Genomic DNA, 23380 nt, shown 5'->3' with positions numbered 1-23380 from the left:
AGCGACGAGGCCATCAGCGACCCCATCGCCGGCCCCGCCTTCAACCGATCAGCGCTTTCCAGTCGAACGCCGCCTGCTCGGGCTTCAGGCTGCGACCATGGGCAGCGCTGCTCCACAGCCCGGCCCACTTGCCACGCAACGCCGCGAGGGCAACCTCGTCCTGCGGCAACTGCCCCGGATGCACCACCTGCACCTGTGGCGTCCACACCGTCAGCAGACCGGCTTCGGCCACTTTCAGGCACAGGTCGACATCGGCGTAGGCGTCAGCGAACCCGACCTCATCCAGCCCGCCCAGGGCGCGGAACACCTCGGTCCGCACCATCAGGCAGATGGCCGAGACCGCCGGGTAGTTCTGCTCCACCGCAGCCTGGCCGAGATAGCCGGTTTCTTCCTTCTTCAGACCAACATGCGCAGCCTGCACACCGTCCGCCGTCAGCATCAACCCGCCCTGGGTCACGTTGCCGGCAGCATCCACCAGCTTGGCGCCGACGATGCCGACCTCCGGCCGCTGGGCCTGGTTGAGCAACAGCTCCAGCCAGTTGGCATTGACCACCTCGGCGTCAGGGGCCAGCAGCACCAGGTACTCACCGTTCGCTTCGGCGCTGGCGGCGTTGATCAGGGCCGCTTCGCCAAGCCGCTGCGGGCTCTGCAGGACGCGTACGCGTCCACCGAGCTGCTGCAACTGCTCCAGCCATTGCAGGTGCGCCGGCGACTGGCTGGCGTTATCGGCGACCAGCACCTCGTAGCGCAGGTAGCGGGTACGCTGCAAAACGCTTTCCAGGCAACGCTGCAATGCTTCCTGGTTGTCCTCGCTGCGCAGGATGATCGACACCTGCGGTCGCTCCAGGTGGCGGTAGTCAATGCGCAAGGCCCCCGGCAGCGCCGAGCTGACCTGGGCCTTGTAGCCACGCGCGGCCAGATGCCGGGCCAGGGCCTGGCGGGCATGTTCGTTGTGCTTGAGCTCGGGCGCCCGGCTGATCAACAGCGGCTCGTCGAGGTGGGCGAGACCGTTCAGGCCGCCCTTCTCGATCAGGCGCAGGAGCAATTCGTATTCCAGCGCCTCGCTGAATTCGCTGGCGAAACCGCCCGCCTCCACCAGCACCTCGCGGCGTACCAGCCAGTGCCGCGCCATCAGCGGCGGCAGGCTTTGCAGCAGGTCGAGGTTGATGCCGGGGCGCAGCAGTTCACGCCAGGCACCGCCGGACAGTTGCTGGATCTCGTCCACTGCCACGGCACGGCAGTCCGGCGCGTCGAGCAGCTCCAGGCCGGCACGCAGCAAGCCGGTGGCGGTGAACTCGTCACCGGCCTCGGCGAGCATCAGCCAGTCGCAGCTACTCTGGCGGGCGATCTGGTTGATCTTGTCGACGTAGTCGTCCTTGCTCACCCGGACGAAATGCAGGGTGCTTTGCAGGCTGGTCATGGCCGGCAGCGGCCCGGTGGTGAAGACAATGATGCGGAACGAGCGGCTGACGCCGTTGATCAGGCTGTCGAAGGTGGCCTGCAGCCTGGCTTCGTCATGCTCGAGGTTGAGCAGGAGGATGCCGATCTGCGGGCCACCCTGATGCTGCTTGAGGTGCGCGGCGACGGCTTCGCGGCTGGCCGGGTCGGGCTGGCGCGCCTCCAGCCAGTCGAGCAGGCGTCCGGATGGCTGGGCGCCGAGCAGCGCGCGGCCGCCGTCGCTGGCCACGGCTTCCAGGCGCCGGGCCCATGCCTGCAACTTGCCGGCCTCTTCGGTCTCGCCATCGTCATGCAGCAAGTCAGCCAGGCGCTTGACGACCGCCAGGTTGTACGGCGCGGCCTTGAGCGCTTCGCGGGCGCGAGCGATCTGGCTGAACGCGTTGTCCTCGGGGTGCACGGCAAGCAGGCGTTCCTGCTGCAGCCAGATCGACTCCAGCTCTTCCTGCTGCACGCGGCCCGCCGGCAGGGCATGCAGGAGGAATTCGATTTCGCCCAGTCGGTCGAAGAACGCCTGGTTGTAGAACGGCAGGTTGACGTACTGGGTCGGCAGGAACTTGTAGGTCGATGCTTCGCCGGGCCCATTGACGTGGGAAGAGAAGACCGGCTCGATGATCAGCGAGCGACCACCGGCCAGGCCTTCGTACATCAGGGCGAAACTCTCCCGGGCCAGGGCGCGCAATTGTTCGCGCTCGCCCTTGAGCGGTGTCTCGAGGCCGGCCAGCACGTCGCTGAATTCCTCACGGCTGGCCACCGAGGCCGGGTCTGGCAGGGCCAGGGCGTAGGTGACCTCGGTATTGTGCTCGGAGGCGCCGTAGTTGGCTTCGCGCACCGCATAAGGGATCGGCAGCATGCGCGCCTTGGCACTGGCCAGCAGGAACCAAGTGTGGCTGACCTCCAGCCATTCGAAACGCAGGTTGTCGGGAATCTGCGCAGCCCAGTCCTGCAGCAGCGAGGTGCGGGTCACCGCGTAGAACGGCGGGATGAAGGCGTACAGGTAGTCGAGGATGCGCTGGCGCGGATCGTCGCTGGCGAAGTCCTCCTGGCCGATCTTCTTGTCGCGGCGGTAGTAGTTGATGTGCCCCGCCTGGGCCAGGTACATCATGCTGTAGCCCTGGCACATGCCGTAGTCCGGATGGGCTTCGAGGAAGTCCAGGGACTCGCCGATGGCATCGGGCAGGATGAAGTCATCGTCGGCGACCAGCGCCATGTAGGGCGTCGTCACCAGGCCCAGGCCGTGCTTGATCTTGGCCTGGAAGCCACGGTAGTCGAACTGCGGCAGGTGCCGGTAGTCGACCCGCGGGAAGCGCTCGGTGATACCGGCAGCCGGCTCCGGCGAGGAGTCGAGCACCAGCAGGGTGCCGGGAAAGTCCTTGTAGTACTGCAAGGCGCGGCGCAGGAAGCCGGGGCGCTTGTGGGTCAGCATGACCAGGGTGAACTGGTTGTTCAGGGCAGTGCTTGGCATGTAGGTACCTGACGGGAAATCTGCTGTGTGCTCTCGGGCCCCATCGCTGGCAAGCCGGGGCCATTAGGGTCGGTAAAAGTCAGCGTACCCGGCGCAGGTAGCCATCCGGCGCCACGCTGATCAGCAGCTTGTCCTGCATCTGCTGGTCGATTTCGAAATCGGCGTTTTCCTTGAGGTATTCCCACACCGCGGTCTTCGGGTTGTCGCCCGGGCCCCACGGACGGTCCGGGAAGAACTCCGGCGGCATATCCTCGACCACGGTATCCATCACCACGCAGTAGCTGCCCACCGCCACCAGCGGTGCGTAGGCACGCAGTTCTTCGAGCACGTGCTCATGGGTGTGGTTGGAGTCCAGCACCAGAATCACCTTCTTGCCTTCGGCGAAGGCGCGCACGCGCTCCACCACCGCCGGATCGATGCTCGAACCCTCGATCATGGAAATGCGCCTGGCCATCTGATGGCTTTCGATGGCCTCGCGGTTGTGCGGGCGGATGTCCAGGTCGATGCCCAGCACCTCGCCATGGCCCTGCAGTTCCAGCAACGAGGCGTAGTAGATGATCGAACCGCCGTGGGCGATGCCGCATTCGATGATCAGGTCCGGCTTGACCCGCCAGATGATCTCCTGCATCGCCAGCATGTCCTGGGGCAGCTGGATGATCGGCCGGCCCATCCACGAAAAGTGGTAGCTGTACTTGTGCTTGGCCGACTCGTTGAAGAAGTCCCGGGCCAGGCCCTTGAGCTGCTCGTCCTGGCCCTGGGCCTTGATGCCGGCCTCGCATTCGGCTTCGAAGGCCTTGATAACGTCGGTCATGGTGCTGTCTCTCCGGGAAGTCATTGAAATGCGGCGCTGTCGACGGCGTGGTAGACGAACCGGTCGGCGGTCATGCGGCGGATTTCTTCGAGGTAGTTGGAATTCATCACGAACAGGTTGGCGCCGTCGGGCAAGGCGGCCATGGCCTCCTGCGGCGACGAAACGCGCACGCCGCTCAGCGGCAGGTAGCGGCCCTGCTTGGCCGGGTTGATATCGACCACCTGGTCGACCGCCACCCCGGCACGCTGCAGGAACAGCGAATAGATCACGCCCTTGGACGACGCGCCCCAGATCGCCGAGCCCTTGCCGGCATCGCGCTGCACGATCTGCACCGCACGTGCCAGGCTGGCATTGAAATCAGCCGGCAGGCGCAGTGGCTCGGCCGCGCCATCGTCGAGGCGGCGCAGGCTGGCGAGGTCGGCGACCACGTACAGGTATTGCTCGCCGAACAGGCGCCCGGCCTCCAGCACACGGCCGAACAGGCGCTGCAGGTCAGAGAGGCGGAAATAGTTGACGTGCTCGTAGAACAGGTCGAACCAGGCCTTGTGCTCGATGATCCAGTCCAGGCACGGCACTTCGATGTAGATCAGGCCGGCGTTGCCGTTGGCCCGGGCGATCTCGTGGAGGAACCCCACCGGATCGGCGATATGCTCCAGCACATGGCGCAGCACGATGGCATCGGCGCGCAGGTCCAGTTCGGCGGTGAACGGCGCCTTGATCACGTCGGCGCTGTCGCCCTCATAGGCCGGATCGATACCGGTCACGGCATAGCCGCGTTCGCGCAGCAGTTCGAGGAAGTACCCCTTGCCGCAGCCCACTTCGATCAGGCTGTGGCCCTTGAAATGGCGGGCAACGATGGCCTCGACATCGTTCAGATGACGCTGGAACTGCCCGGAATGGGCCTGCTCGTTCTGGTAGTCGCTGTCGTAGCTGAGCTTGTCGGCATCGAAGGCATCGTTGAACACCAGGCCGGTGCGAGCGTCCTGCACCAGGCGCATATCGGCGCTGGCACTGGCCCGGGCACTGGCGGCATCGGCAAATGTGCGGTTCTGCAGCACCGGCAAGGCATCGGCGCGGTACAACTCATGCTTCATGTTCTGCTCCCAGCAAGGTATGCAGGCGTCGGGCATCGCCCCAGAAGGCCATGGGCTCGTGCGCCGGATAAGGGTAGTGCCCCAGGTTCAGGGCGATCCGCGAATCCCGCGCGGCGCGGTGGCGCTCCACCAGGCTGCGTACCGCTATCGGCTGGCCGCTGCAAATATTGACCACGCCACTGAAATCGCGCCGTTGCAGCAAAGTGGCGAGATGTGCGGTGGCCGTCTCGACGGGCAGGAAATCCCGCAATTGCTCGCCGCCCGACATGTCGAATTGCGCCTGCCCCGCGTCAATGGCCCGGTCCAGGGCCGCCAGCAGGCTGTTGGGGTTCTGCCCCTCGCCATGCAGGTAGAACAGCCGCGCCCATTGCAGGGTGAACGGCACCTGCTGGCGCAAGGTGTCGAGGAACAGATGCAGGCTGTGCTTGGCCAGGCCGTAGGCATTGGCCGGCCGGCATTCCAGGGTTTCGCTCAGCGGGCCGCTCTGCATGCCGTACTCGAAGCAGGTGCCGGTGACCTGCACCTGCCCTACCCCGGCCTCGACGGCGTGCTTGATGAAGCGGTAGTCGGCCATCAGGTTGTGTTCCAGATGGAACAACCCCTGGTAGTTGGGCAGGCCCGGCCATGCCAGGTGGACCAAGGCATCGACGCCTTCGCACAGGGCAGCGACATCGGTGCGCGGATCATGGATATCGGCGGCCACGAACCCGACCCGGTCGAACCATGGCAAGGCTCGCGCCGGCGCCTGGCGACGGGCCACCGCGCGCACCTGGCAACCACGGGCCAGCAATGCAGCGACTAGGTGCCGCCCGACAAAGCCGCTGGCACCGGTCACCAGTACGGTCATCGCAGTCACAGGATGGTCAGCTCCGGCACGGCGATGACGAAACGCCCGCCCCATTCACGCACCAGCGCCTGCTGCTCGCTGACTTCCTTGAGCAGGTTCCACGGCAATACCAGCACGTAGTCCGGCTGCTCGGCGGCCAGGCGCTCCGGTGCGACCACCGGAATGCGGCTCCCGGGGAGGAACTTGCCCTGCTTGTGCGGATTGGCGTCGGCCACCCAGGCCAGCAGGTCGGCGCGGACCCCGGCGTAGTTGAGCAGGGTGTTGCCCTTGGCGGCAGCGCCATAGCCAACCACGCGCTTGCCCTCGGCCTTGGCCTGGAGCAGGAAGCGCAGCAACTGGTGCTTGATGCGTTCGGCGGCCGGGGCCAGTGTCGCGTAGAAACCGGTGGTGGTTACGCCCACCCTGTCCTCCGTGTCGAGCAAGGCTTGCACCGCCGGCCGCGCCGCCTGCGGACCATCGGCACGCTGCACGTAGACCCGCAACGAGCCACCGTGGGTCGGCAGCTCCTCGACGTCGAAGATCTCCAGGCCGTTGCGCTGGCACAGGGTGCGCACCGCCGTCAGCGACAGGTAGGAATAATGCTCGTGGTACAGGGTGTCGAACTGGCTCTCGGCCATCAGGCTGAGCAGGTGCGGGAATTCGAAGGTGGCAACCCCCGACGGCTTGAGCAGCGTGGCGAAGCCGCGCAGGAAATCGTTGATGTCCGGAACATGGGCGAGCACGTTGTTGGCCGCCATCAGGTCGGCACTCCAGCCCTCGCCCACCAGTTGCGCGGCCGCCTGTTCGCCGAAGAATACCTCGCGAATGTCCAGGCCCTTGTCACGCGCGGCCTGGGCGGTGCTGCGGGTCGGCTCGACGCCGAGGCAGGGAATGCCGCGTGCGGCGACGTATTGCAGCAGGTAGCCGTCGTTGGCGGCGATTTCCACCACCCGGCTGTGCTCGTCCAGGCCGAAGCGCGCGCTCATGTCCTCGACGTACTGCCGGGCATGGGCCAGCCACGAACTGGAGTAGGAACTGAAATAGGCGTAGTCGGCATCGAACAGCGCGTCGGCGCGGGTGTAGTCCTCGGTCTGCACCAGCCAGCACGCCTGGCAGACGCCAACCTTGAGCGGCACCCAGGCCTCGGCAGCCGCCAGTTGCTCGGCGCGCAGGTAGGCATTGGAAGGCGGCGCGGTGCCCAGGTCGATCAGGGGCAGGCTCAGCGCTGCGCCACAGCCACGGCAATTCATGCAGGCACTCCGGTGAAATGATGATCCAGCCAGGGATGGGCCTCATCCCGGGCCGACAGATTCTTGACAGGCAGCGGCCAGGCAATGGCCAGGCGCGGGTCGTGCACCGACAGCCCGCCTTCGCGTCCCGGCGCGTAGTCCGCACCGTGCAGGTAAAGCAGCTCGGCCTCTTCGCCGAGCACCTGGAAGCCATGGGCGAAACCGGCGGGGATCAGCAGGCTGCGACCGTCACCGGCCTTGAGGTGTTCGGCATGCCAGTGCAGGAAGGTCGGCGAGCCCTCGCGCAGGTCCACCGCCACATCCCAGACTTCGCCGCGCAGGCAGGTGATCAGCTTGGCTTCCGGCTGTTCGCCCTGCTGGTAATGCAGGCCGCGCACCGAACCCTGGCCGAGGGTGTGCGAGTGATTGATCTGGCGAATGTGCAACGGCACGCCCAGGCCGTCCAGGCTGCCTTCGCAGAACAGCCGGGAAAACTGCCCGCGGGCATCGCCGTGGCGCTTGTGCTGCACGCTGTAGAGCCCGGCCAGCGGCAGGGCATGGAGTTGCAGGTCGCTCACGACAGCTCCGCGTACAGGTTCAGCTGATCCAGGGTGACGGCGCGCATCTCGTCGCCACGCTTCCACGCCAGGTGCCATTGCAGGGTGTGCTCCAGGCACTCGCGCAAGGACCAGCGGGTGCGCCAGCCGAGCAGTTGCCGGGCACGGCCGCTGTCCAGGCGCAGCACGCCGGCTTCATGCAGGTCGCTCGGCTCGACGCGCATGCCCGGCGAGTCCGGCCATTGCCGCGACAGGTGCGCGACCACATCGCCAACGCTGCACATATCGCCTTCGGCCGGGCCGAAGTTCCAGGCACCGGCGAAAACCGGGCCCTCGGTATACAAGCGATGGGCCAGCAGCAGGTAGCCCGCCAGCGGTTCGAGAGCGTGCTGCCAGGGGCGGACCGCCTGGGGATAGCGCAAGGTCACCGGATGCCCCGCATCCCAGGCCTTGAGCACATCGGGAATAAGGCGTTCGGCAGCGAAATCGCCGCCGCCGAGCACATTGCCGGCCCGCGCCGTGGCCAGGGCGAGGCCATGCTCGGCGTGGCTGGCCGGCGGGAAGAAGGACGCCGCGTAGGATTGCGCCAGCAGTTCGCAGCAGGCCTTGCTGCTGCTGTACGGATCATGGCCGCCGAGGGCTTCGTTCTCGCGGTAGGGCCATGGCCATTCCTGGTTGGCGTAGACCTTGTCGGTGGTGACCAGCACCACCGAGCGCACGCCGCCGACCTGGCGAATGGCTTCGAGCAGGTTGAGCGTGCCCATCACGTTGCTGGACCAGGTGCCCAGCGGATCGCGATAGGCCTCGCGCACCAAGGGCTGCGCCGCCAGGTGCAGGACGATTTCCGGCTGCGCCTCGGCCACCACTTCGAGCAGGGCGCCAAGGTCGCGCAGGTCGCCACGGGCGTCCTTGATATCGCGGCCGACCTGGGCCAGCTCGTACAGGTTGGGGCCGGGTTGCGGATCGAGGGCGAAGCCGGTGACTTCGGCGCCCAGTTCCCGCAGCCAGAGTGCCAGCCAACTGCCCTTGAAACCGGTGTGACCGGTCAGCAGTACGCGCTTGCCGTTCCAGAATTCGGCATTCAGGCCCACTGTTTCCATGGGGCCTCCCCGCTCTGCCATAACTGTTCGAGATGATTCTTGTCGCGCAGGGTATCCATCGGATGCCAGAAGCCATCGTGCTGGAAGGCGTTCAGTTGGTCCTCTGCCGCCAGCCGGGCCAGGGGCTCGGATTCCCAGGAGGTGTGATCGTCGATGATATAGGGCAGGACCTTCGGCGACAGCACGAAGAAACCGCCGTTGATCCAGCCGCCGTCGCCGCGGGGTTTCTCGATGAAGCCGCTGACCTTGTCACCGTCGCGCTCAAGGGCGCCGTAGCGTCCCGGCGGTTGCACGGCGGTGACCGTGGCGAGCTTGCCATGGCCCATGTGGAAGTCCACCAGGGCGCCGATATTCAGGTCGGACACACCGTCGCCGTAGGTGAAGCAGAAGGCCTGCTCGTCTTCCACGTAGCGGGCGGCGCGGCGCAGGCGGCCACCGGTCATGGTTTCCTCGCCGGTGTCGATCAGGGTGACCCGCCACGGCTCGCTGTAGTTCTGGTGCACGTCCATGCGATTGGCACGCATGTCGAAGGTGACATCGGAGGTATGCAGGAAATAGTTGGCGAAGAAATCCTTGATCGCATAGCCCTTGTAGCCAAGGCAGATGACGAAATCGTGGATACCGTGGGCCGAGTACTGCTTCATGATGTGCCAGAGAATTGGCTTCCCGCCGATCTCGATCATCGGCTTGGGCTTGAGGTGCGATTCCTCGCTGATGCGGGTACCCAGCCCACCGGCCAGAATTACTGCCTTCATGTCCTTCCCCTGTCGTCGCGCACGGCTGCAGCGCGGGATTTATGGCGATGAGAGGGGGACTTGCAGGAAACGCGCCAGATTTGCAGCGCCCTTTCGGGCCTCATCGCTGGCAAGGCCAGCTCCCACAGGGTTCGGCGTTGTCCGCGATACCTGTGGGATTACCCCGGCATCCAGCCGTCATACCACACCTGCACATGCTCCGGCCGCAGCACGTAGTTGCGCATGACCTCGTCGTGCAACTGGTCGCCCATGCGGTAGCTGGCGTCAGGGTCGGCCAGGTGCATGCGGATCGCTTCCAGCCATTCCTCGGTGGAGTTGGTCTTGACCCGCGTGCACGGCAGGTAGCCCCGGTAGGCAGCGGTGTCGGTGACGATCACCGGGTAGCCGCAGGCGCCGTACTCCAGCAAGCGCAGGTTGCTCTTGCAGTCGTTGAAGATGTGGAACTCCAGCGGCGCCAGTGCCAGGTCCAGGTTGAGGCTGGACAGCTTGGCCGGATAGGCACCCAGGCCGACCGGTGGATGGAATTCGTGGATGTAGGGGCGCAAGGCCGGCGGGCACATGCCGAAGAAAATCCACTCCACCTCGTTGGCCAGGGTCTTGATCACCTCGGCAATCACTTCCAGGTCGCCGGTATGGCTGGTACCGCCGCCCCACCCTACCCGCGGCTTGCTGGAGGTACGGCGCCGGGCGCGCTGGCCGACCCAGAGTTCCTCGGCCAGCATGTTGGGCAGCACGCGGATGTCGCGATGGGTATCGCTCAGGGCATCGGCCAGCGGCTCGGTGGACACCACCAGGCGGTCGCAACGGGCAATACCGCGGCGCAGCGAACCCTCCAGGTCGCGTGGGGTGTGCTTGAGGTGGCCGTTCTTCTTCGGCACCTTGACCACGTAGTCGTCCAGCTCGTAGATGACGAAGCCCTTCGAGTAGGTCTTGAGCCGCTCGATTTCCTTGATGAAACCTTCGGTGTAGCGCCCCTGCAGGATTGCCACGTCGGGGGCGCTGCGCGCGAGCTCGACGTTGGTGGGAATCTCGAAGTACTGCTGCTGCGTCACCCAGCCCGCCGCCTCCAGCTCGGTCAGCGGCTTGATGACCCGGTAGTGGCCCACGGCGGTCTTGTTCATCGGCAAGGCGAGGATGTGCGGCAGCGAACGCCCGACGAAAGGCTGCCAGCCGTCCTTGAGCCCAGGCTCGAGACGGAACGCCGCCTCCTTGAGCGAGAGGTTCACGTTATACGCCGGATCCCGGGCAATCACCGGCATCCAGGCCTGCTGGAAGGCCTCGTGCTGCTGGACCAGCACGGCCTGGCGCTCGGCTTCCTTCTGCGGGTCCGGCGCCGGGCCCGGCGGACGGTCCAGCACCAGGCGCGCACGCGGCGTCCAGACACAGAGATAACCGGCCTGGCGCATGCGCAGCCCCAGGTCGACATCGCTGAAGGCAGCGCTGAAAACGGCGTCGTTCAAGCCGCCCAGTTCCAGCAGCAACTGCTTGCGCACCAACAGGCAATCGGCGCCCAGGGCCGAGTAGTTCTGCGCCACCTGCAGCCGTTGCATATAGCCACCGGCCTGGCTCGCCTCGCCCACGAACGGCGAATACACCGCGCCACGCATGCCCAGGATGCCGCCGGCATTGACCACCAGGCCATGGGCGTTGACCAGTTCGGCACCGACCATGCCGACTTCGGGACGCTGGCCATGGGCCAACAGCTCATCCAGCCAGTCACCTTCGGTTATCACGGTGAAGACGTCGAGCATCACCAGGTATTCGCCCCGGGCCTGCCCCGCCGCCAGGTTCTGCTGGGCGGCGAACGAGCTTTCCTCGTCCAGCTCCAGTACCCGCAGGCGCGCCCCCATCTGCGCCATGGCTGCCAGCCAGGCTCGCGACTCCTCGCGCTGGCTGGCGTTGTCGATCACCAGCACTTCGTAGTTCGGGTAGGTGGTCTTGGCAAATACGCTTTCCAGGCAACGCTCCAGCGCGGCGACCTGGTCGCGGAAACTGAAGACCAGGGTCACCAGTGGCTGCGCCGAATGCAGGTAGCGGATCTGGTTGATCGCGCTGCCCATCTCGTTTTCCAGGCGATAATCCATGCCCAGGCGGCGCAGGTGGGCATCGAGCACCTGCGGATTTTCCGCAACCACGGCCGGCGACGACAGCCAGGCGGCGAAGCCGAAGGCCGACTCCACCAGGACTTCCGGAACATGTTCGACCACCTGCGGGCCGTGGCTTTCCACCAGGCGCCAGAGCAGGTCATGGGGCGCCAGTTCCCGGTAGCCGCCGGCAAAGCCGCCCGCCGCCAGGTAATGAGCACGCGAGAACGCCAGCACCCGCCCGGTGAAGGGATAGGCCCGCTGCAGGTCGAGGTTGAAGTCGGGCTTGAACACCGGCTCGCTGGAAACCTCGTCATCCAGCCCGCCTTCGTCACCGTAGAGGCAGGCGATTTCGCCCAGGTGCACGATGCGCTCGGCCATCAGCATCAGGCTGAACTCGCTGAGACGATCACCGGCGCGCAGCAGGCAGAACCAGTCGATGCCGTCCAGCTCGGGCAGCACTTCGTTGAGCTGCAACGCCCAGTCGTCCTGCAACGCCCGGCCGATCAGGCTTTCATCGAGGCTGGCCGGCAGCCGGCCGGCACTCAGCAACAGGGTGCTCGCGGCGCCGTAGCATTGGCGCTGGATGCTGTCCAGGGTGCGCTGGCGCGCCTGGTTGTCGCCCTCGCTGTCGAGTACCACCACGGCAATCCGCGGCTGCCGTTCCCAGTGCTCGCTCAGGCGCATCAAGCGGCGCAGTACCAGCGGGTCCTGGCGGCAGCCGAGCCATTCCTTGTAAAGGTCGGCGAAGGTATCGCTGTGGTCGCCGACCTGGGACTCCTGGATCGCCTGCAAGCTGCGCAAGACATGGACCAGGAACAGGTTTTCCCAGACACGCTCGACGCTGGCGCCATCCACCGGCAGGACATGGATCTTCACCCAGCCGGAGAACGACTCGCTGGCCGGCGGACGGGCGGCGAACATGCTGCGCAGCCATTGCAGCTCGTTGGCGCGCGAGGCTTGCAGGTCCGCCTGGCGGCGCAACTGCTCGGGATGGATGCGCTCGATGCAGTTGATCTGGGCGGTCACCGCCAGGTTGCCGCGCCGCAGCAGGCAGACGAACAGCGCGAAATCGATATGGGCGTGGAACCCGGCCTCGACCAGCGCTGGCAGCAACTCGTTCAGGTCCTTGGCGCGCATCAGGGTGTTGCTGAAACCGCCGATGAAGTTCAGCGGATTGCTTTCGAAGAAGTCCAGCAGGTCGTTGCCGTGGTAGACCGTGTCACCCCAGGTGAACCAGCTGTTTTCCAGGCGCTGGGCCAGGGAGAAATCCTCGCCGTCCACCAGGCTGCGGCGAGTGGTGACCAGGCTGACGTCGTCATTGGCCAGGTACAGCTTCAGCTCGCTGCTGATGCAGTCGGCCAGCAGGCGGTCGTCGTCGCAAAGGAACTGTACGTATTCACCGCGGGCCAGCTCCAGCCCCGCCAGCAGGTTGTGCGGCAGACCGAGGGGCCGGGCGTTGCGCTGGTAATACAAGGGGCAGCGCGCCAGGGGCTCCAGCTCGTCGACGATGGCCTTGATCTCGTCGTCGCGCCCTTCGTCGCAGACGATCACTTCGAGGTGCTCATGGCTCTGCGCCAGGGCGCTGACCAGGGCCGCGCGGAAAAAACGGGCGTTGTTGGCAGGAATGACGAGGCTGACAAGAGGTGCTGGATTCACGGGAAGACTCTCGACCAGGAACCGCCCTCGGGTGAAACGGAACAGCCTGGCACTGGGGGAATGGCGGCTGTGCCGCGCCGCGCCCGCAGCGGGGACGCGGCGCAAGCGCAGGTTTTACAGGCTGTTGAACAGGCTCAGCTGGCTGATCCGGCTGAAGGCCATCTGCGACGCCTGGAGCATGGTCTGCTGCAGGGTCAGGCGGGTCATGACCTCGGCCGGGTCCGAGTCGCGGATCGACGACTGGGTGCTGGCGTTGGCGATGCTCAGGCTCTCGTTGGCCAGTTCCTGCAGGTCCAGGGCCTTGCCCCGGCCACCGATGGAAGTCACGGTGTAGCCAAGTTGGTCCTGCCCGCTGCTGATGTTGGAGATGGCCGCATCGAGGGCTTCGCGCAGTTGCTGCTGGCCGGCGGTGCTGCCGTCGATCGGCTGTTCCAGGGCCTGGCGCAATTGGGCGACGGTGTCGAGGATGTTTTGCGTCTGGTGCTTGTTGACCTGGACCACGTACTGGTCACCGGAAGCAGGCGCTGCGCTGAAGTCGAACTGCACACCGGCAGCGGTGGCCGTCGGCGGCGTACCGGCCAGGGTACCGTTGGCCACCGGACGGCTGTCGGCGGTTACCGGCGAGGCGTACAGCTCGAAGTCGGTGGCGCTGGTGAACTTGATCACCGCACCACCGGATGGGAACGCCTTGGCGTATTTGTCGGCATCCACCACCTGGGTCGAGCTGACCTGGGTGCTGGAGGCGTTGCCTGGGCTGCGCACGCCGGTGATGGTGTCCGGCTTGCTCTCCAGGGTAAAGGTGTGCCCGGCCACCACGGCATCCGGGTTGGTGTCACCGGCCTGCAGGTTGATGTTCAGGCGCAGGTCGACGCCACGGAAGCTGACCGAAACGCCACCCGTGGTGCTCGGATCGAAGGTCCCGGCATTGGTCGCATCGGCGGTGACATCCGTCCCCGAGGCATCGGTGACCTTGAACTGGGTGCTGCTGAGCAGGGTGATGGTGTAGGGCTGACCGCTGCGGAACTGGTCGTTGTAGCCCGAGGCGCTGGACATCTGCCCGTCGGTGAAACGCACACGACCGTCATCCGGGGTGGGTGCGGTCAGGGTGGTCTGGGTACGGTTGGTGTTCAACGCCTGCTCGAAGGTCTTGGCCCCGCTGTTGGTGGCGGCCATGGTCAGCATGTCGCCGACCTGCAGTTTCAGCTCGCCCTCGTCGCCCATGTAGCTGTAGGTGCCGTCGGCGTTGCGCACGAAGGGCTGGGTATCGCTCTTGGAGCCGGAGAACAGGTACTGGCCGTTCTCGTCGCGGGTGTTCATCAGGCTCAGCAACTGCTCTTCGAGCTTGCCCAGCTCGGTGGCGGTGGCCTTGCGCTCGGTATCGGTAAAGCCGGCGTTGCCCGCCCCCAGCGCCAGCTCATTGACTCGCTGCAGCAGGGTGTTGATCGAGTTCAGGGTGGTTTCCGCCTGGCTCAGGCTGTTGCGCACCGACGTGGTGTTGGTGGCGTACTGCTCGAGCATCGAGCTCTGGTGGTCGAGCTGCAACAGGCGCGCCGCGCCTACCGGGTCATCGGCGGCGGTGCGCACGCGGATCAGGTCGCTGGCTTCCTCGCCGGTCTTGACCACGTTGGAATAGTTGCGCTGGTAGTTGGCGGCGCTGGATTCGTAGTACTGGGAAGTGGAAATACGCATGCTCTACGACTCCTTAAAGCGCACTGATCAAGGTGTTGAAGACTTCCTGCGCCGCCTTGATGATCTGCGACGAGGCGGTGTAGTACTGCTGGTACTTGACCAGGTTGCCGGCCTCTTCATCCAGCTGCACGCCGGAGAGCGAATCCCGGGAAGCCTTGGCCTGGGTCAGGATGACCTCGGTCGCCGCACTGTCCATCTTGGCTTGCTGGGTCTTGGCCCCGACGCTTTCCACCAGCTTGCCGTAGGCATCGCTGATGCTGACGCCCTTGGTGGTGCTGCCGACGTCGACGGTCTGCTTGTTCTGCAGTTCCAGCAGGCTCAGGCCGTTGCGGTTGTCCGAGGACGAAGCACCGGTCAGGGACACGGTGTAGCTGTCGTTCTTCTTCGGCGCGCCGCTGATGTCCATCTGGAAGGCGAAGGTCTTCTGCACGCCACTGCCGTCCAGCACCGGCGCGCCGGAGGCATCGACCATCGGCACGTTGATCTGCAGGGTGTTGTTCTGCCCGGGAATGAAGGTGCCGCTGCCGATGGCGTTGCCCTTGGCATCGACCACCGAGTAGGTCTGCGGCGAGGCGGTTTCGTCGCCGAACACCAGGCGCACCGGCGTTCCGTACTTGATGCCGTTCTGCAGTTCCAGGCGCTGGGCCGGGTCGGCGATATCCAGGACCGAGGTCAGGACCGGCTGGGAGATCACGCCGGTGCCGGTGTTGCTGCCGCCGGCGGTAGCGCCCAGCGGCGCAGCCATGGCCAGTTTCTTCGAGTCGGTCATGACCACGTCGAGGTTCGCCGCGCCGTTGCGCGTCGGAGTGATCTTGAAGCTGTCGCCGGCACTGAGCGCACCGCCGTTGAGATTCAGGCTGAAACCATCGATGACCGGCTGCGGATCATCAGTGAGGTCGAAGCTGCCCATGCTGGTGTTGTCCGGCAGCTTGCGCACGGTGTAGCTGGTGGCGCTGGTGAAGGTCACCTGGTAGTCGCTGGTGCTGAGCAGGCTGGTGTCCTTGATCACCACGTCGAGGTTGCCGGAGCCGGTGCTGTTGCCGTTCATGGCGATGCTGCGTCCGGCCATGGACAGGGCGCTGTTGATGTCGTTGAACAGCGCCGAACCGAATTCACCGTTCTTGTCGATCCCCTGGGCCAGCTGGGTGTTGACCTTGTCGGCCATGACCAGGGCCAGGCGGCCGATCTCGTTCTGGGCCGGGATCAGGGTGTCCTTGCGGTAGCGCAGCAGGCCGCCGATCTCGCCACCGGTGAGGGAGTTGGTCACATCCACGGTGGTGTTGTTGTAGGCCAGCTTGATCGACACCTGGCTCGGGTCGGTGGTGCTGGTGACCACGCTCAGGGCATTGACGCTGGTGCCCAGGACCAGCGACTGGCCGTTGGCCAGGGTCACGTCGATGTTGCCGTTGCGGTTGGTGGTCTGCACGCCGACCAGCTCGTTGAGCTGGCGGATGGTCTCGTCGCGCTGGTCGAGCAGGTCGTTGGGCTGGCCATTGACCGCGCCGACCTTGGCGATCTGCTCGTTCAGCGACGCAACGGTCTTGGCCAGGTTGTTGACCTGTTCGGTCATCGACTTGAGGTTGCCGTTGATGTTGCTGTTCTGTTCCTTGAACTGCGCGGCGATGGTGTTGAAGCGGTTGGCCAGGGCTTCGGCGTTGGTCAGCAGCAACTGCCGCGAAGCATCGTCGTTGGGCTTGGCAGACAGGCCCTGCAGCGCGCTGAAGAAGCTCTTCAGGGCGCCGGTGACGCCGGTGTTGGCGTCGGACAGCAGGTTGTCCACCGAGGTGATCTGGTTCAGGTACGACGCGGCGTCGCTGTTCAGCGACGTGCTGGTCTGCAACTGGTTGTCGAGGAACGCGTTGTACACCCGGCGCACGTCGGCCAGGGTGGTACCGGAACCGATGTACACCTGGCCGTAGCGGATCGAGCCGTTGGTGGTCTGGATGTTCTGCTGGCGCGAATAGCCGGCAACATCGGCGTTGGCAATGTTGTTACCCGTGGTATGCAGGCCCGACTGGGCGGCCCCAAGTCCCGACATCCCGATGCTGATCAAACTCGCCATGGTTCAAACCTTATAGTTTCGTCGTTGGGCTCATCGCCGCGTAGCTGTCGTACGACTTCATCTGTTTTGCGATCTGCGAGATCTTGCTGGCGTAGTTCGGGTCGGTGGCGTACCCGGCCTTTTGCAGCTCTCGCACGAATTGTTCTGGGTTATCGGCCGACTTCACCGCTTCTTGATAGCGACTGTTGTTCTGCAACAGGCTGACCAGGTCGTGGAAGCTGTCCTGGTACGAGTCATAGGAGCGGAACGCCGCGGTCTCCTTGACGAACTGGCCGTCGCGGAACTCGCTGGTGATCGCCCGCGCCGAATCCCCTTCCCAGTTGCCGGTGGCCTTGATGCCGAACAGGTTGTGACTGCTGCTGCCGTCGGAGGCGCGCATGACCGACTTGCCCCAACCGGTTTCCAGCGCCGCCTGGGCCACCAGGTAGCGCGGATCGACGCCGATGCGCCGGGCCGCCTGCTCGGCCATCGGCAGCATGGTGGCGACGAAGTCGTCGCTGGAATCGAAGGCTTTCTTCGCCGGCGCCAGCGGCGGCTGGGCCACGGCGCGACCGTAGATGCGCATGGACGAACCGGGCGCGGCGAAGGTTTGCGCCGGCTCCCAGTCACCCTTCACCACCGCGTCGGTCATGGCCGTGGTACGTCCGGGAATCGCTGCGGTATTGGTGGTGGCCGCGTTGGCATTGGCCGACGGCACGATGCCCGCCAGCAGGCGATCGGTGAGCTTGCCCGGCAGGGCCAGGCGCCGCGAATTGAGGGCGGCGACATCGTTGCGGGTGCCGGTGCCAGCCTCGTTGCTGCGCACCGGCTCGGCGACCTTGCTGGCCCACAGCGCCTTTTGCTCGACATCGACCCGCGGGAACGGGCTGGTGTTGACGCGGCTCGACTTCTGCTTGGACAACTGGCGCATCAGCACGTCCTGCAGCCCGATACCCCCACCCTCGCGGGACAGGCTCACCGCCAGCTGCTGGTCATACATCGACTGGTACTGCTTGGTGGTCTCGGTATTGAGCGGGTTGTCCTTGGCCAGCACGTCGGTGGCCGAACGCACCGACTTGAGCATTTCGTTGAGGAACAGCGACTCGAATTCCTGGGCCACCTTGCGCAGGTTGCCCTCGCTGTCGCGGTCGCCGACCTTCAGTGAATTGAGGCGATTGAGGTCGGTATAGGCACCGCTGTCGGCGGTGCTGAACATGGCGCTCTTGGGCAGATCCATCGGTTGCGCTCCTCAGATCACGATCAGGTCGGCCTGCAATGCGCCGGCCTGCTTCAGTGCTTCAAGGATCGCCATCAGGTCGCTGGGCGCGGCGCCCACCTGGTTGACGGCACGGACGATCTCGTCGAGCGTGGTGCCCGGGCCGAACTTGAACATCGGCTTGGCTTCCTGCTGGGCGTTGACCCGGGAACGCGGCACCACCGCGGTCTGGCCGTTGGAGAACGCCCCCGGCTGGCTGACGATCGGGTCTTCGGTGATGGTCACGGTCAGGCTGCCGTGGGTCACCGCGGCCGGCGACACCTTGACGTTCTGGCCGATCACGATGGTACCGGTACGCGAGTTGATGATGACCTTGGCCACCGCCTGGCCCGGATCGATCTCGAGGTTTTCCAGGATCGACAGGTAATCGACGCGCTGACCCGGATCGAGGGGCGCGGTGACCCGCACCGAACCGCCGTCCACCGCCTGGGCCACACCCGGGCCGAGCAGTTCGTTGACCTTGTCGACGATGCGCTTGGCAGTGGTGAAGTCAGGACGGTTGAGGTTCAGGGTCAGGCTGTTGCCCTGGTTGAAACCGCTGGGCACGGCGCGCTCCACGGAAGCGCCGCCGGGAATCCGGCCCGCCGACGGAACGTTGACGGTGATCTTCGAACCGTCACGACCCTCGGCATCGAAGCCGCCTACCACCAGGTTGCCCTGGGCGATGGCGTAGACGTTGCCGTCGATACCCTTGAGCGGGGTCATCAGCAGGCTGCCGCCGCGCAGGCTTTTCGAGTTGCCGATGGAGGACACGGTGATGTCCACCACCTGCCCCGGCTTGGCGAACGGCGGCAGGTCGGCATGCACGGAAACCGCCGCGACGTTTTTCAACTGCACGTTGCCCGACCCTGGCGGCACCTTGATACCGAACTGCGAGAGCATGTTGTTGAAGGTCTGCAGGGTGAACGGGGTCTGGGTGGTCTGGTCACCCGTACCGTTGAGCCCCACCACCAGGCCATAGCCGATCAACTGGTTGGAACGCACGCCGGAAATGCTGGCGATGTCCTTCAGCCGCTCGGCCTGGGCGCTGCACGCCGCGGCCAGGAGAAGGGTCGCGGCAACGAACTGCTTGAACTTGAGCATGGTCACCCGAACCTAGAACGGGAAAAGCGGACTGAGGAAGAAGCGGTCGAACCAGCCGGGCTGGCTGGCATCGGCGAAGGCCCCGGTACCGGAATAGGTAATGCGTGCATCCGCCACCCGGGTCGAGGACACGGTGTTGTCGGTGCTGATGTCATCGGCGCGGACCAGGCCGGCGATACGCACCAGCTCGTCGCCGGTGTTCAGGGTCATCCACTTTTCCCCGCGCACGGCGATGATGCCGTTGGGCAGCACGTCGGCCACGGTCACGGTGATCGAACCGGTCAGGGTGTTGCTCTGCGCCGACTTGGCATCGCCCTTGGTGCCGCGGTCGCCCTTATAGCCGGCACTGAGGCTCAGGTCGTTGCTGCCGATCGGGTTGTTGGTGGTCAGGCTGGAGCCGAACAGCGAGGTCAGGCCGATGTTCGCAGTGCTGTCCTTGTCGATCTGCGAGTTGGCATTCTTGCTGGCCTGGGTCCGCTCGTTGAGGGTGATGGTGATGATGTCACCGACCCGGAACGCCTTGCGGTCGCTGTACAGGTTCTGCTCGAACCCGGCCTGGTAGATCGAGCCGTTGTTGGCGGCCGCCGGCAGGGGCGTACGCGGCAGCACCGGCGCGTAGTACGGATCGTTGGGCTTGGGCGTCGGCGCGACGCAACCAGCCAGCAACACCGCCCCCCCCAGGGCGACAACGGACAACAAACGGCTCATGACTCTGACCTCACGGTGTAACGAGTAGCGAAATAGCGACCTTGGTCACGTCAGTTACAGGTTCTGGGTAACGTACGAGAGCATCTGGTCGGCGGTGGAAATCACCTTGGAGTTCATTTCGTAGGCACGTTGGGTGGTGATCATGTTGACCAGCTCTTCCACGGTGCTGACGTTGGAGTTTTCCAGGGTCTGCTGCATGGTGGTACCGAAGCCGTTGAGGCCCGGGGTACCGATCTGCGGCGCGCCGCTGGCGGCGGTTTCCAGGAACAGGTTGCCGCCCTGGGCCTGCAGGCCGGCCGGGTTGATGAAGTCGGCGGTCTGGATGTTGCCGATGATCTGCGCCGCCGGGTTGCCGGCAGTGGTGATCGACACGGTGCCGTCCTGGCCGACGGTGAAGGTCTGGGCATCCGGCGGCACGACGATCGCGGGTTCCAGGGCAAAACCGTTGGCGGTGACGATCTGGCCGTCGGAGTTCAGGTGGAAGGTGCCGTCACGGGTGTAGGAGACGGTGCCGTCCGGCTGCAGGATCTGGAAGAAGCCACGGCCGTTGACCGCGAGGTCCAGCGGGTTCTCGGTGGTCTGCAGGCTGCCGGTCATGAAGTTCTTCTGGGTGCCGACGATGCGCACACCGGTACCCACTTGCAGGCCCGACGGCAATTCGCTGTCCTGGGTCGACTGGGCACCGGGCTGGCGCTTGACCTGGTAGAGCAGGTCCTGGAATTCGGCGCGATCCCGCTTGAAGCCGGTGGTCGAGACGTTGGCCAGGTTGTTGGAAATCACGGTCAGGTTGGTGTCCTGGGCGGACAGACCGGTTTTACTGACCCAAAGAGCCGGAAGCATGCTGTTCTCCTCGTACGCCTGTTTTTCGGCGCTACGCCTGTGTCATTAGCTGATTTGCAAAACCCGAGCCATGGCTTCGTCGCCTTCCTTGGCCGTGTTCATCATCTTTACGTGCAACTCGAACTGCCGGGCCAGCGCCAGCACGGAGGTCATTTCCTCCACGGCATTGACGTTGCTGGCCTCGAGGAAACCGGACACCACCTGCACGTTGGCATCGGCCGGGGCAGGCTGGCCGCTCTTGGTGTGGATCATCCCGTCCAGGCCCTTGGTCATGGTCTTCAGGTCAGGGTTGACCAGCTTGATGCGATCGACCTCGGCCAGTACCCGCGGGCCTTCGCCCATGGCGCGGATGGTGATGGTGCCGTCCTGGCCGATCTCGATCTTCTGCTCCGGCGGCACGGCGATGGGGCCGCCGTTACCCATCACCGGCATGCCGTTGCCGGCACGCAGGACACCGACCGCGTCGACGTTCAGGCTGGCGGTGCGCACGTAGGCTTCGCTGCCGTCCGGCGCCTGTACGGCAATGAAGCCGTCGCCGCCGATGGCGATATCCAGGTCACGGCCGGTTTCCTGCAGCGCACCGGGGCTGAAATCGGTGGCCGGGCGCTCGGTCATGGCATAGGCCCGCGCCGGAAAGCTGTCACCGAATACCGGCATCGAACGGGCCTGCTCCAGGTCACGCTGGAAACCGCTGGTGGAAATGTTCGCCAGGTTGTTGGCATGGGCCTTCTGCGCCAGCGCGTTCTGGCTGGCGCCGGTCATGGCCACGTAAAGCATCTTGTCCACAGTCTTCCTCCGCTGGGCTGGCGAACACTTGCCGTTCACCGCTGCTGTCGAGCGATGAAAGCAATTTTCGAACCAGATTTTGCCAAGGCGGGAAAAGCCCTGTGTTTTCGGGGTTTTGCTGGTTTTGCGGAGGGTTGTTGCGGAGGGGGAAGACAAATTATCGGCGGTGGGTTTGCCGGAGGGCGGCAAGATCCCGCCTCAAGGGAAAAGCAAAAGCACCGCGGACCCTGTGGGAGCGGGTTCACCCGCGATTGCTATGGTGAGTCCACTACCGTAATCGCGGGTGAACCCGCTCCCACAAGGTCCGCGAAGCCTTCTCCATCTAATCAGGGCCGGCACCCGGCATTGTTGAACGGCCCGGCAAAACGCTTCCAGCCCTCACCCGGCGCCTGCTGGGCGCAGACCAGGCGCCCGTCGGCCTGGCTTTCCCAGCGGTACCACGAGGCCATCGCCGCCACCGCCTGGCTTGCCAGCACGAACAACACTCCAGCCAGCACAAAACGCTTCATTTCCACCTCGCTGAAACGACAAGCCCCCGCCCGGATCGGGAAGGGGCTCGCGTGATCACACTACCCAGCCAACATCAGGTCATCTGGATGATGGTCTGCATGATGGAGCTCTGGGTGGAGATGGTCTTGGCGTTGGCCTGGTAGTTGGACTGCGCCTTGACCAGCTCGACCAGTTCCTGGGTCAGGTTGACGTTCGATTCTTCCAGGGAGTTGGAAGAGATCGAGCCGAGCGTACCGGTCTTCGGCGTGTCGATGCCCGGGATGCCCGAGGCGTAGGTTTCCTTCCAGCGGGTGCCGCCCTGCTGCTCCAGGCCCTGCTCGTTGGCGAAGCTGGCGATGGCCAGCTGACCGATGGCACGGGATTGCTGGTTGCTGAAGCTGGCGAACATGACACCGGTGGAGTCGATGCTCAGGCTCGACAGGATGCCGGTGGCATAACCGTCCTGGGACTGGGACAGGCGCGCCGTCTCGGTGTTGTACGAGGTGGTCGAGTTCATGTCCAGGCGGATGCCGTCCGGGTTCGCGGCCGAACCATTGGGCGACCAGGTACCGGTGGTGGAGTTGTACGCCGACGGAATCCAGCCCTTGACCGTGAACACGTTGTTGACCACGGCGAAGCTGTCGTCCGGCGCGACCGAGCCGGTCATGCTGTTGACGCTGCCGTCGGACTTGAAGGTCATGGTGCCGGTCAGCGGCGTGGTGCTGGCCGGGTTCTGCGGATTGCGGCCGTCGATCAGGGTGTACATGGTCCAGGTGTTCTGATCGGTCTTGCGATAGTACTGCTCCATGGTGTGCTTGTTACCCTGGCTATCGTAGATCTCGGTCGAGAACTTCTTGCTGTAGGTGGTTTCGTCGGTCGGCACGAAGGCCGGGCCGGTCGGCGCCAGCGGAATGCTGTCGGCCGAGGAATTCAGGTTGATGCCCTGGTCGATCAGGCTGGTGGCCTTGGGCGCCAGCGCCGAGGTGTCGATCTTCAGGTCGGTCAGGCCGGACTTGATGATCGTGCCGTTCTCGTCGGCGGCATAACCCTGCAGGCGCAGGCCATCGGAGGTGACGACGTAGTTGTCCTTGTTGGTCTGGAAGGCACCGGCACGGGTGTAGCTGAGCGAGCCGTTGTCGCTGAGGATGAAGTAGCCCTGGCCCTGGATGGCCATGTCCAGCACGTTGCCGGTGTTGTTCACGTCACCCTGGCCGAACTGCTGGGACACCGCCGCCAGGCGCACGCCGTTGCCGACGGTCTTGCTGCCGACGCCGAGCTTGCTTGCCGAGTACACGTCCTCGAACTCCGCGCGCGAGGATTTGAAGCCGGTGGTGGCAACGTTGGCGATGTTGTTGCCGGTAACGTCCAGCTGCTTGCTGGCTGCATAGAGACCGCTAAGGCCGATATTGAAGGACATCTTTCACTCCTGTGCC

The 23380-nt window shown here is 65.1% G+C and carries 18 protein-coding genes; all 18 read right to left on the bottom strand.

Translation table 11 applies throughout. The annotated features are described in order from the left end of the window. Positions 1 to 40 precede the first annotated feature (40 nt). Positions 41 to 2920: a TIGR00180 family glycosyltransferase gene (locus ACKLLE_RS17985; protein ID WP_420058670.1), complete on the bottom strand. Its 2880-nt coding sequence runs from the start codon at positions 2918 to 2920 to the stop codon at positions 41 to 43. 79 nt (positions 2921 to 2999) lie between these two features. Continuing rightward, positions 3000 to 3731 (bottom strand): cephalosporin hydroxylase family protein, encoded by a 732-nt coding sequence (locus tag ACKLLE_RS17980; RefSeq protein ID WP_009402908.1) that lies wholly within the window; start codon positions 3729 to 3731, stop codon positions 3000 to 3002. 20 nt (positions 3732 to 3751) lie between these two features. Next, positions 3752 to 4825, bottom strand: coding sequence for a class I SAM-dependent methyltransferase (locus ACKLLE_RS17975; RefSeq protein WP_420058669.1), 1074 nt, complete (start codon positions 4823 to 4825; stop codon positions 3752 to 3754). Then, positions 4815 to 5672 (bottom strand): NAD-dependent epimerase/dehydratase family protein, encoded by an 858-nt coding sequence (locus tag ACKLLE_RS17970; RefSeq protein WP_420058710.1) that lies wholly within the window; start codon positions 5670 to 5672, stop codon positions 4815 to 4817. Before ACKLLE_RS17970 ends, ACKLLE_RS17975 begins: the two co-directional genes overlap by 11 nt. 5 nt (positions 5673 to 5677) lie before the next feature. Then, the gene (locus ACKLLE_RS17965) at positions 5678 to 6901 is read right to left on the bottom strand and encodes a methyltransferase domain-containing protein (RefSeq protein WP_420058668.1); all 1224 of its coding nucleotides are present in this window, start codon (positions 6899 to 6901) and stop codon (positions 5678 to 5680) included. Further along, complete coding sequence (locus ACKLLE_RS17960; RefSeq protein WP_064302507.1) at positions 6898 to 7458, bottom strand: dTDP-4-dehydrorhamnose 3,5-epimerase family protein; 561 nt, start codon at positions 7456 to 7458, stop codon at positions 6898 to 6900. The genes ACKLLE_RS17965 and ACKLLE_RS17960 overlap by 4 nt, the downstream gene beginning before the upstream one ends. Next, on the bottom strand, positions 7455 to 8537 hold the full coding sequence (rfbG, locus tag ACKLLE_RS17955) for a CDP-glucose 4,6-dehydratase (RefSeq protein WP_064302506.1): 1083 nt from the start codon (positions 8535 to 8537) through the stop codon (positions 7455 to 7457). The genes ACKLLE_RS17960 and rfbG overlap by 4 nt, the downstream gene beginning before the upstream one ends. Next, a complete protein-coding gene (gene rfbF / locus ACKLLE_RS17950) occupies positions 8519 to 9292 on the bottom strand; it encodes a glucose-1-phosphate cytidylyltransferase (protein WP_009402915.1) in 774 nt (257 codons plus the stop codon). Before rfbF ends, rfbG begins: the two co-directional genes overlap by 19 nt. A gap of 158 nt (positions 9293 to 9450) precedes the next feature. After that, a complete protein-coding gene (locus ACKLLE_RS17945) occupies positions 9451 to 13035 on the bottom strand; it encodes a glycosyltransferase (protein WP_420058667.1) in 3585 nt (1194 codons plus the stop codon). 114 nt (positions 13036 to 13149) lie between these two features. After that, positions 13150 to 14724, bottom strand: coding sequence for a flagellar hook-associated protein 3 (locus ACKLLE_RS17940; protein ID WP_064302504.1), 1575 nt, complete (start codon positions 14722 to 14724; stop codon positions 13150 to 13152). Between the two features lie 13 nt (positions 14725 to 14737). Further along, positions 14738 to 16786 (bottom strand): flagellar hook-associated protein FlgK, encoded by a 2049-nt coding sequence (flgK, locus tag ACKLLE_RS17935; protein ID WP_064302503.1) that lies wholly within the window; start codon positions 16784 to 16786, stop codon positions 14738 to 14740. Positions 16787 to 16796: 10 nt separating this feature from the next. Then, complete coding sequence (gene flgJ / locus ACKLLE_RS17930; protein WP_420058666.1) at positions 16797 to 18002, bottom strand: flagellar assembly peptidoglycan hydrolase FlgJ; 1206 nt, start codon at positions 18000 to 18002, stop codon at positions 16797 to 16799. 12 nt (positions 18003 to 18014) lie between these two features. Beyond that, positions 18015 to 19124: a flagellar basal body P-ring protein FlgI gene (locus ACKLLE_RS17925; protein ID WP_009402924.1), complete on the bottom strand. Its 1110-nt coding sequence runs from the start codon at positions 19122 to 19124 to the stop codon at positions 18015 to 18017. 12 nt (positions 19125 to 19136) lie between these two features. Then, positions 19137 to 19832, bottom strand: a complete 696-nt coding sequence (flgH, locus tag ACKLLE_RS17920; protein ID WP_064302501.1) for a flagellar basal body L-ring protein FlgH — start codon at positions 19830 to 19832, stop codon at positions 19137 to 19139. A gap of 54 nt (positions 19833 to 19886) precedes the next feature. Further along, the gene (flgG, locus tag ACKLLE_RS17915; RefSeq protein WP_009402928.1) at positions 19887 to 20672 is read right to left on the bottom strand and encodes a flagellar basal-body rod protein FlgG; all 786 of its coding nucleotides are present in this window, start codon (positions 20670 to 20672) and stop codon (positions 19887 to 19889) included. A gap of 45 nt (positions 20673 to 20717) precedes the next feature. Continuing rightward, positions 20718 to 21458 (bottom strand): flagellar basal body rod protein FlgF, encoded by a 741-nt coding sequence (locus ACKLLE_RS17910; protein ID WP_009402930.1) that lies wholly within the window; start codon positions 21456 to 21458, stop codon positions 20718 to 20720. Between the two features lie 326 nt (positions 21459 to 21784). Then, the gene (locus tag ACKLLE_RS17905; protein WP_420058665.1) at positions 21785 to 21967 is read right to left on the bottom strand and encodes a hypothetical protein; all 183 of its coding nucleotides are present in this window, start codon (positions 21965 to 21967) and stop codon (positions 21785 to 21787) included. 74 nt (positions 21968 to 22041) lie between these two features. After that, positions 22042 to 23364 (bottom strand): flagellar hook protein FlgE, encoded by a 1323-nt coding sequence (gene flgE / locus ACKLLE_RS17900; RefSeq protein ID WP_064302499.1) that lies wholly within the window; start codon positions 23362 to 23364, stop codon positions 22042 to 22044. Between the last annotated feature and the right edge of the window lie 16 nt (positions 23365 to 23380).

The sequence above is a fragment of the Pseudomonas bharatica genome (genome assembly GCF_048586865.1).
GTDB lineage: Bacteria > Pseudomonadota > Gammaproteobacteria > Pseudomonadales > Pseudomonadaceae > Aquipseudomonas > Aquipseudomonas bharatica.
Note: the sequence above shows the minus strand (reverse complement) of the source record. Positions and strands in the feature narration are given on the sequence as shown.

Coding starts and splice junctions, on each gene's coding strand:
- ACKLLE_RS17985 (WP_420058670.1), bottom strand. CDS start 2,920: ATGCCAAGCACTGCCCTGAACAACCAGTTCACCCTGGTCATGCTGACC.
- rfbG (WP_064302506.1), bottom strand. CDS start 8,537: ATGGAAACAGTGGGCCTGAATGCCGAATTCTGGAACGGCAAGCGCGTA.
- ACKLLE_RS17905 (WP_420058665.1), bottom strand. CDS start 21,967: ATGAAGCGTTTTGTGCTGGCTGGAGTGTTGTTCGTGCTGGCAAGCCAG.
- ACKLLE_RS17975 (WP_420058669.1), bottom strand. CDS start 4,825: ATGAAGCATGAGTTGTACCGCGCCGATGCCTTGCCGGTGCTGCAGAAC.
- rfbF (WP_009402915.1), bottom strand. CDS start 9,292: ATGAAGGCAGTAATTCTGGCCGGTGGGCTGGGTACCCGCATCAGCGAG.
- ACKLLE_RS17925 (WP_009402924.1), bottom strand. CDS start 19,124: ATGCTCAAGTTCAAGCAGTTCGTTGCCGCGACCCTTCTCCTGGCCGCG.
- ACKLLE_RS17940 (WP_064302504.1), bottom strand. CDS start 14,724: ATGCGTATTTCCACTTCCCAGTACTACGAATCCAGCGCCGCCAACTAC.
- ACKLLE_RS17980 (WP_009402908.1), bottom strand. CDS start 3,731: ATGACCGACGTTATCAAGGCCTTCGAAGCCGAATGCGAGGCCGGCATC.
- ACKLLE_RS17965 (WP_420058668.1), bottom strand. CDS start 6,901: ATGAATTGCCGTGGCTGTGGCGCAGCGCTGAGCCTGCCCCTGATCGAC.
- ACKLLE_RS17970 (WP_420058710.1), bottom strand. CDS start 5,672: ATGACCGTACTGGTGACCGGTGCCAGCGGCTTTGTCGGGCGGCACCTA.
- flgE (WP_064302499.1), bottom strand. CDS start 23,364: ATGTCCTTCAATATCGGCCTTAGCGGTCTCTATGCAGCCAGCAAGCAG.
- flgK (WP_064302503.1), bottom strand. CDS start 16,786: ATGGCGAGTTTGATCAGCATCGGGATGTCGGGACTTGGGGCCGCCCAG.
- flgG (WP_009402928.1), bottom strand. CDS start 20,672: ATGCTTCCGGCTCTTTGGGTCAGTAAAACCGGTCTGTCCGCCCAGGAC.
- flgJ (WP_420058666.1), bottom strand. CDS start 18,002: ATGGATCTGCCCAAGAGCGCCATGTTCAGCACCGCCGACAGCGGTGCC.
- flgH (WP_064302501.1), bottom strand. CDS start 19,832: ATGAGCCGTTTGTTGTCCGTTGTCGCCCTGGGGGGGGCGGTGTTGCTG.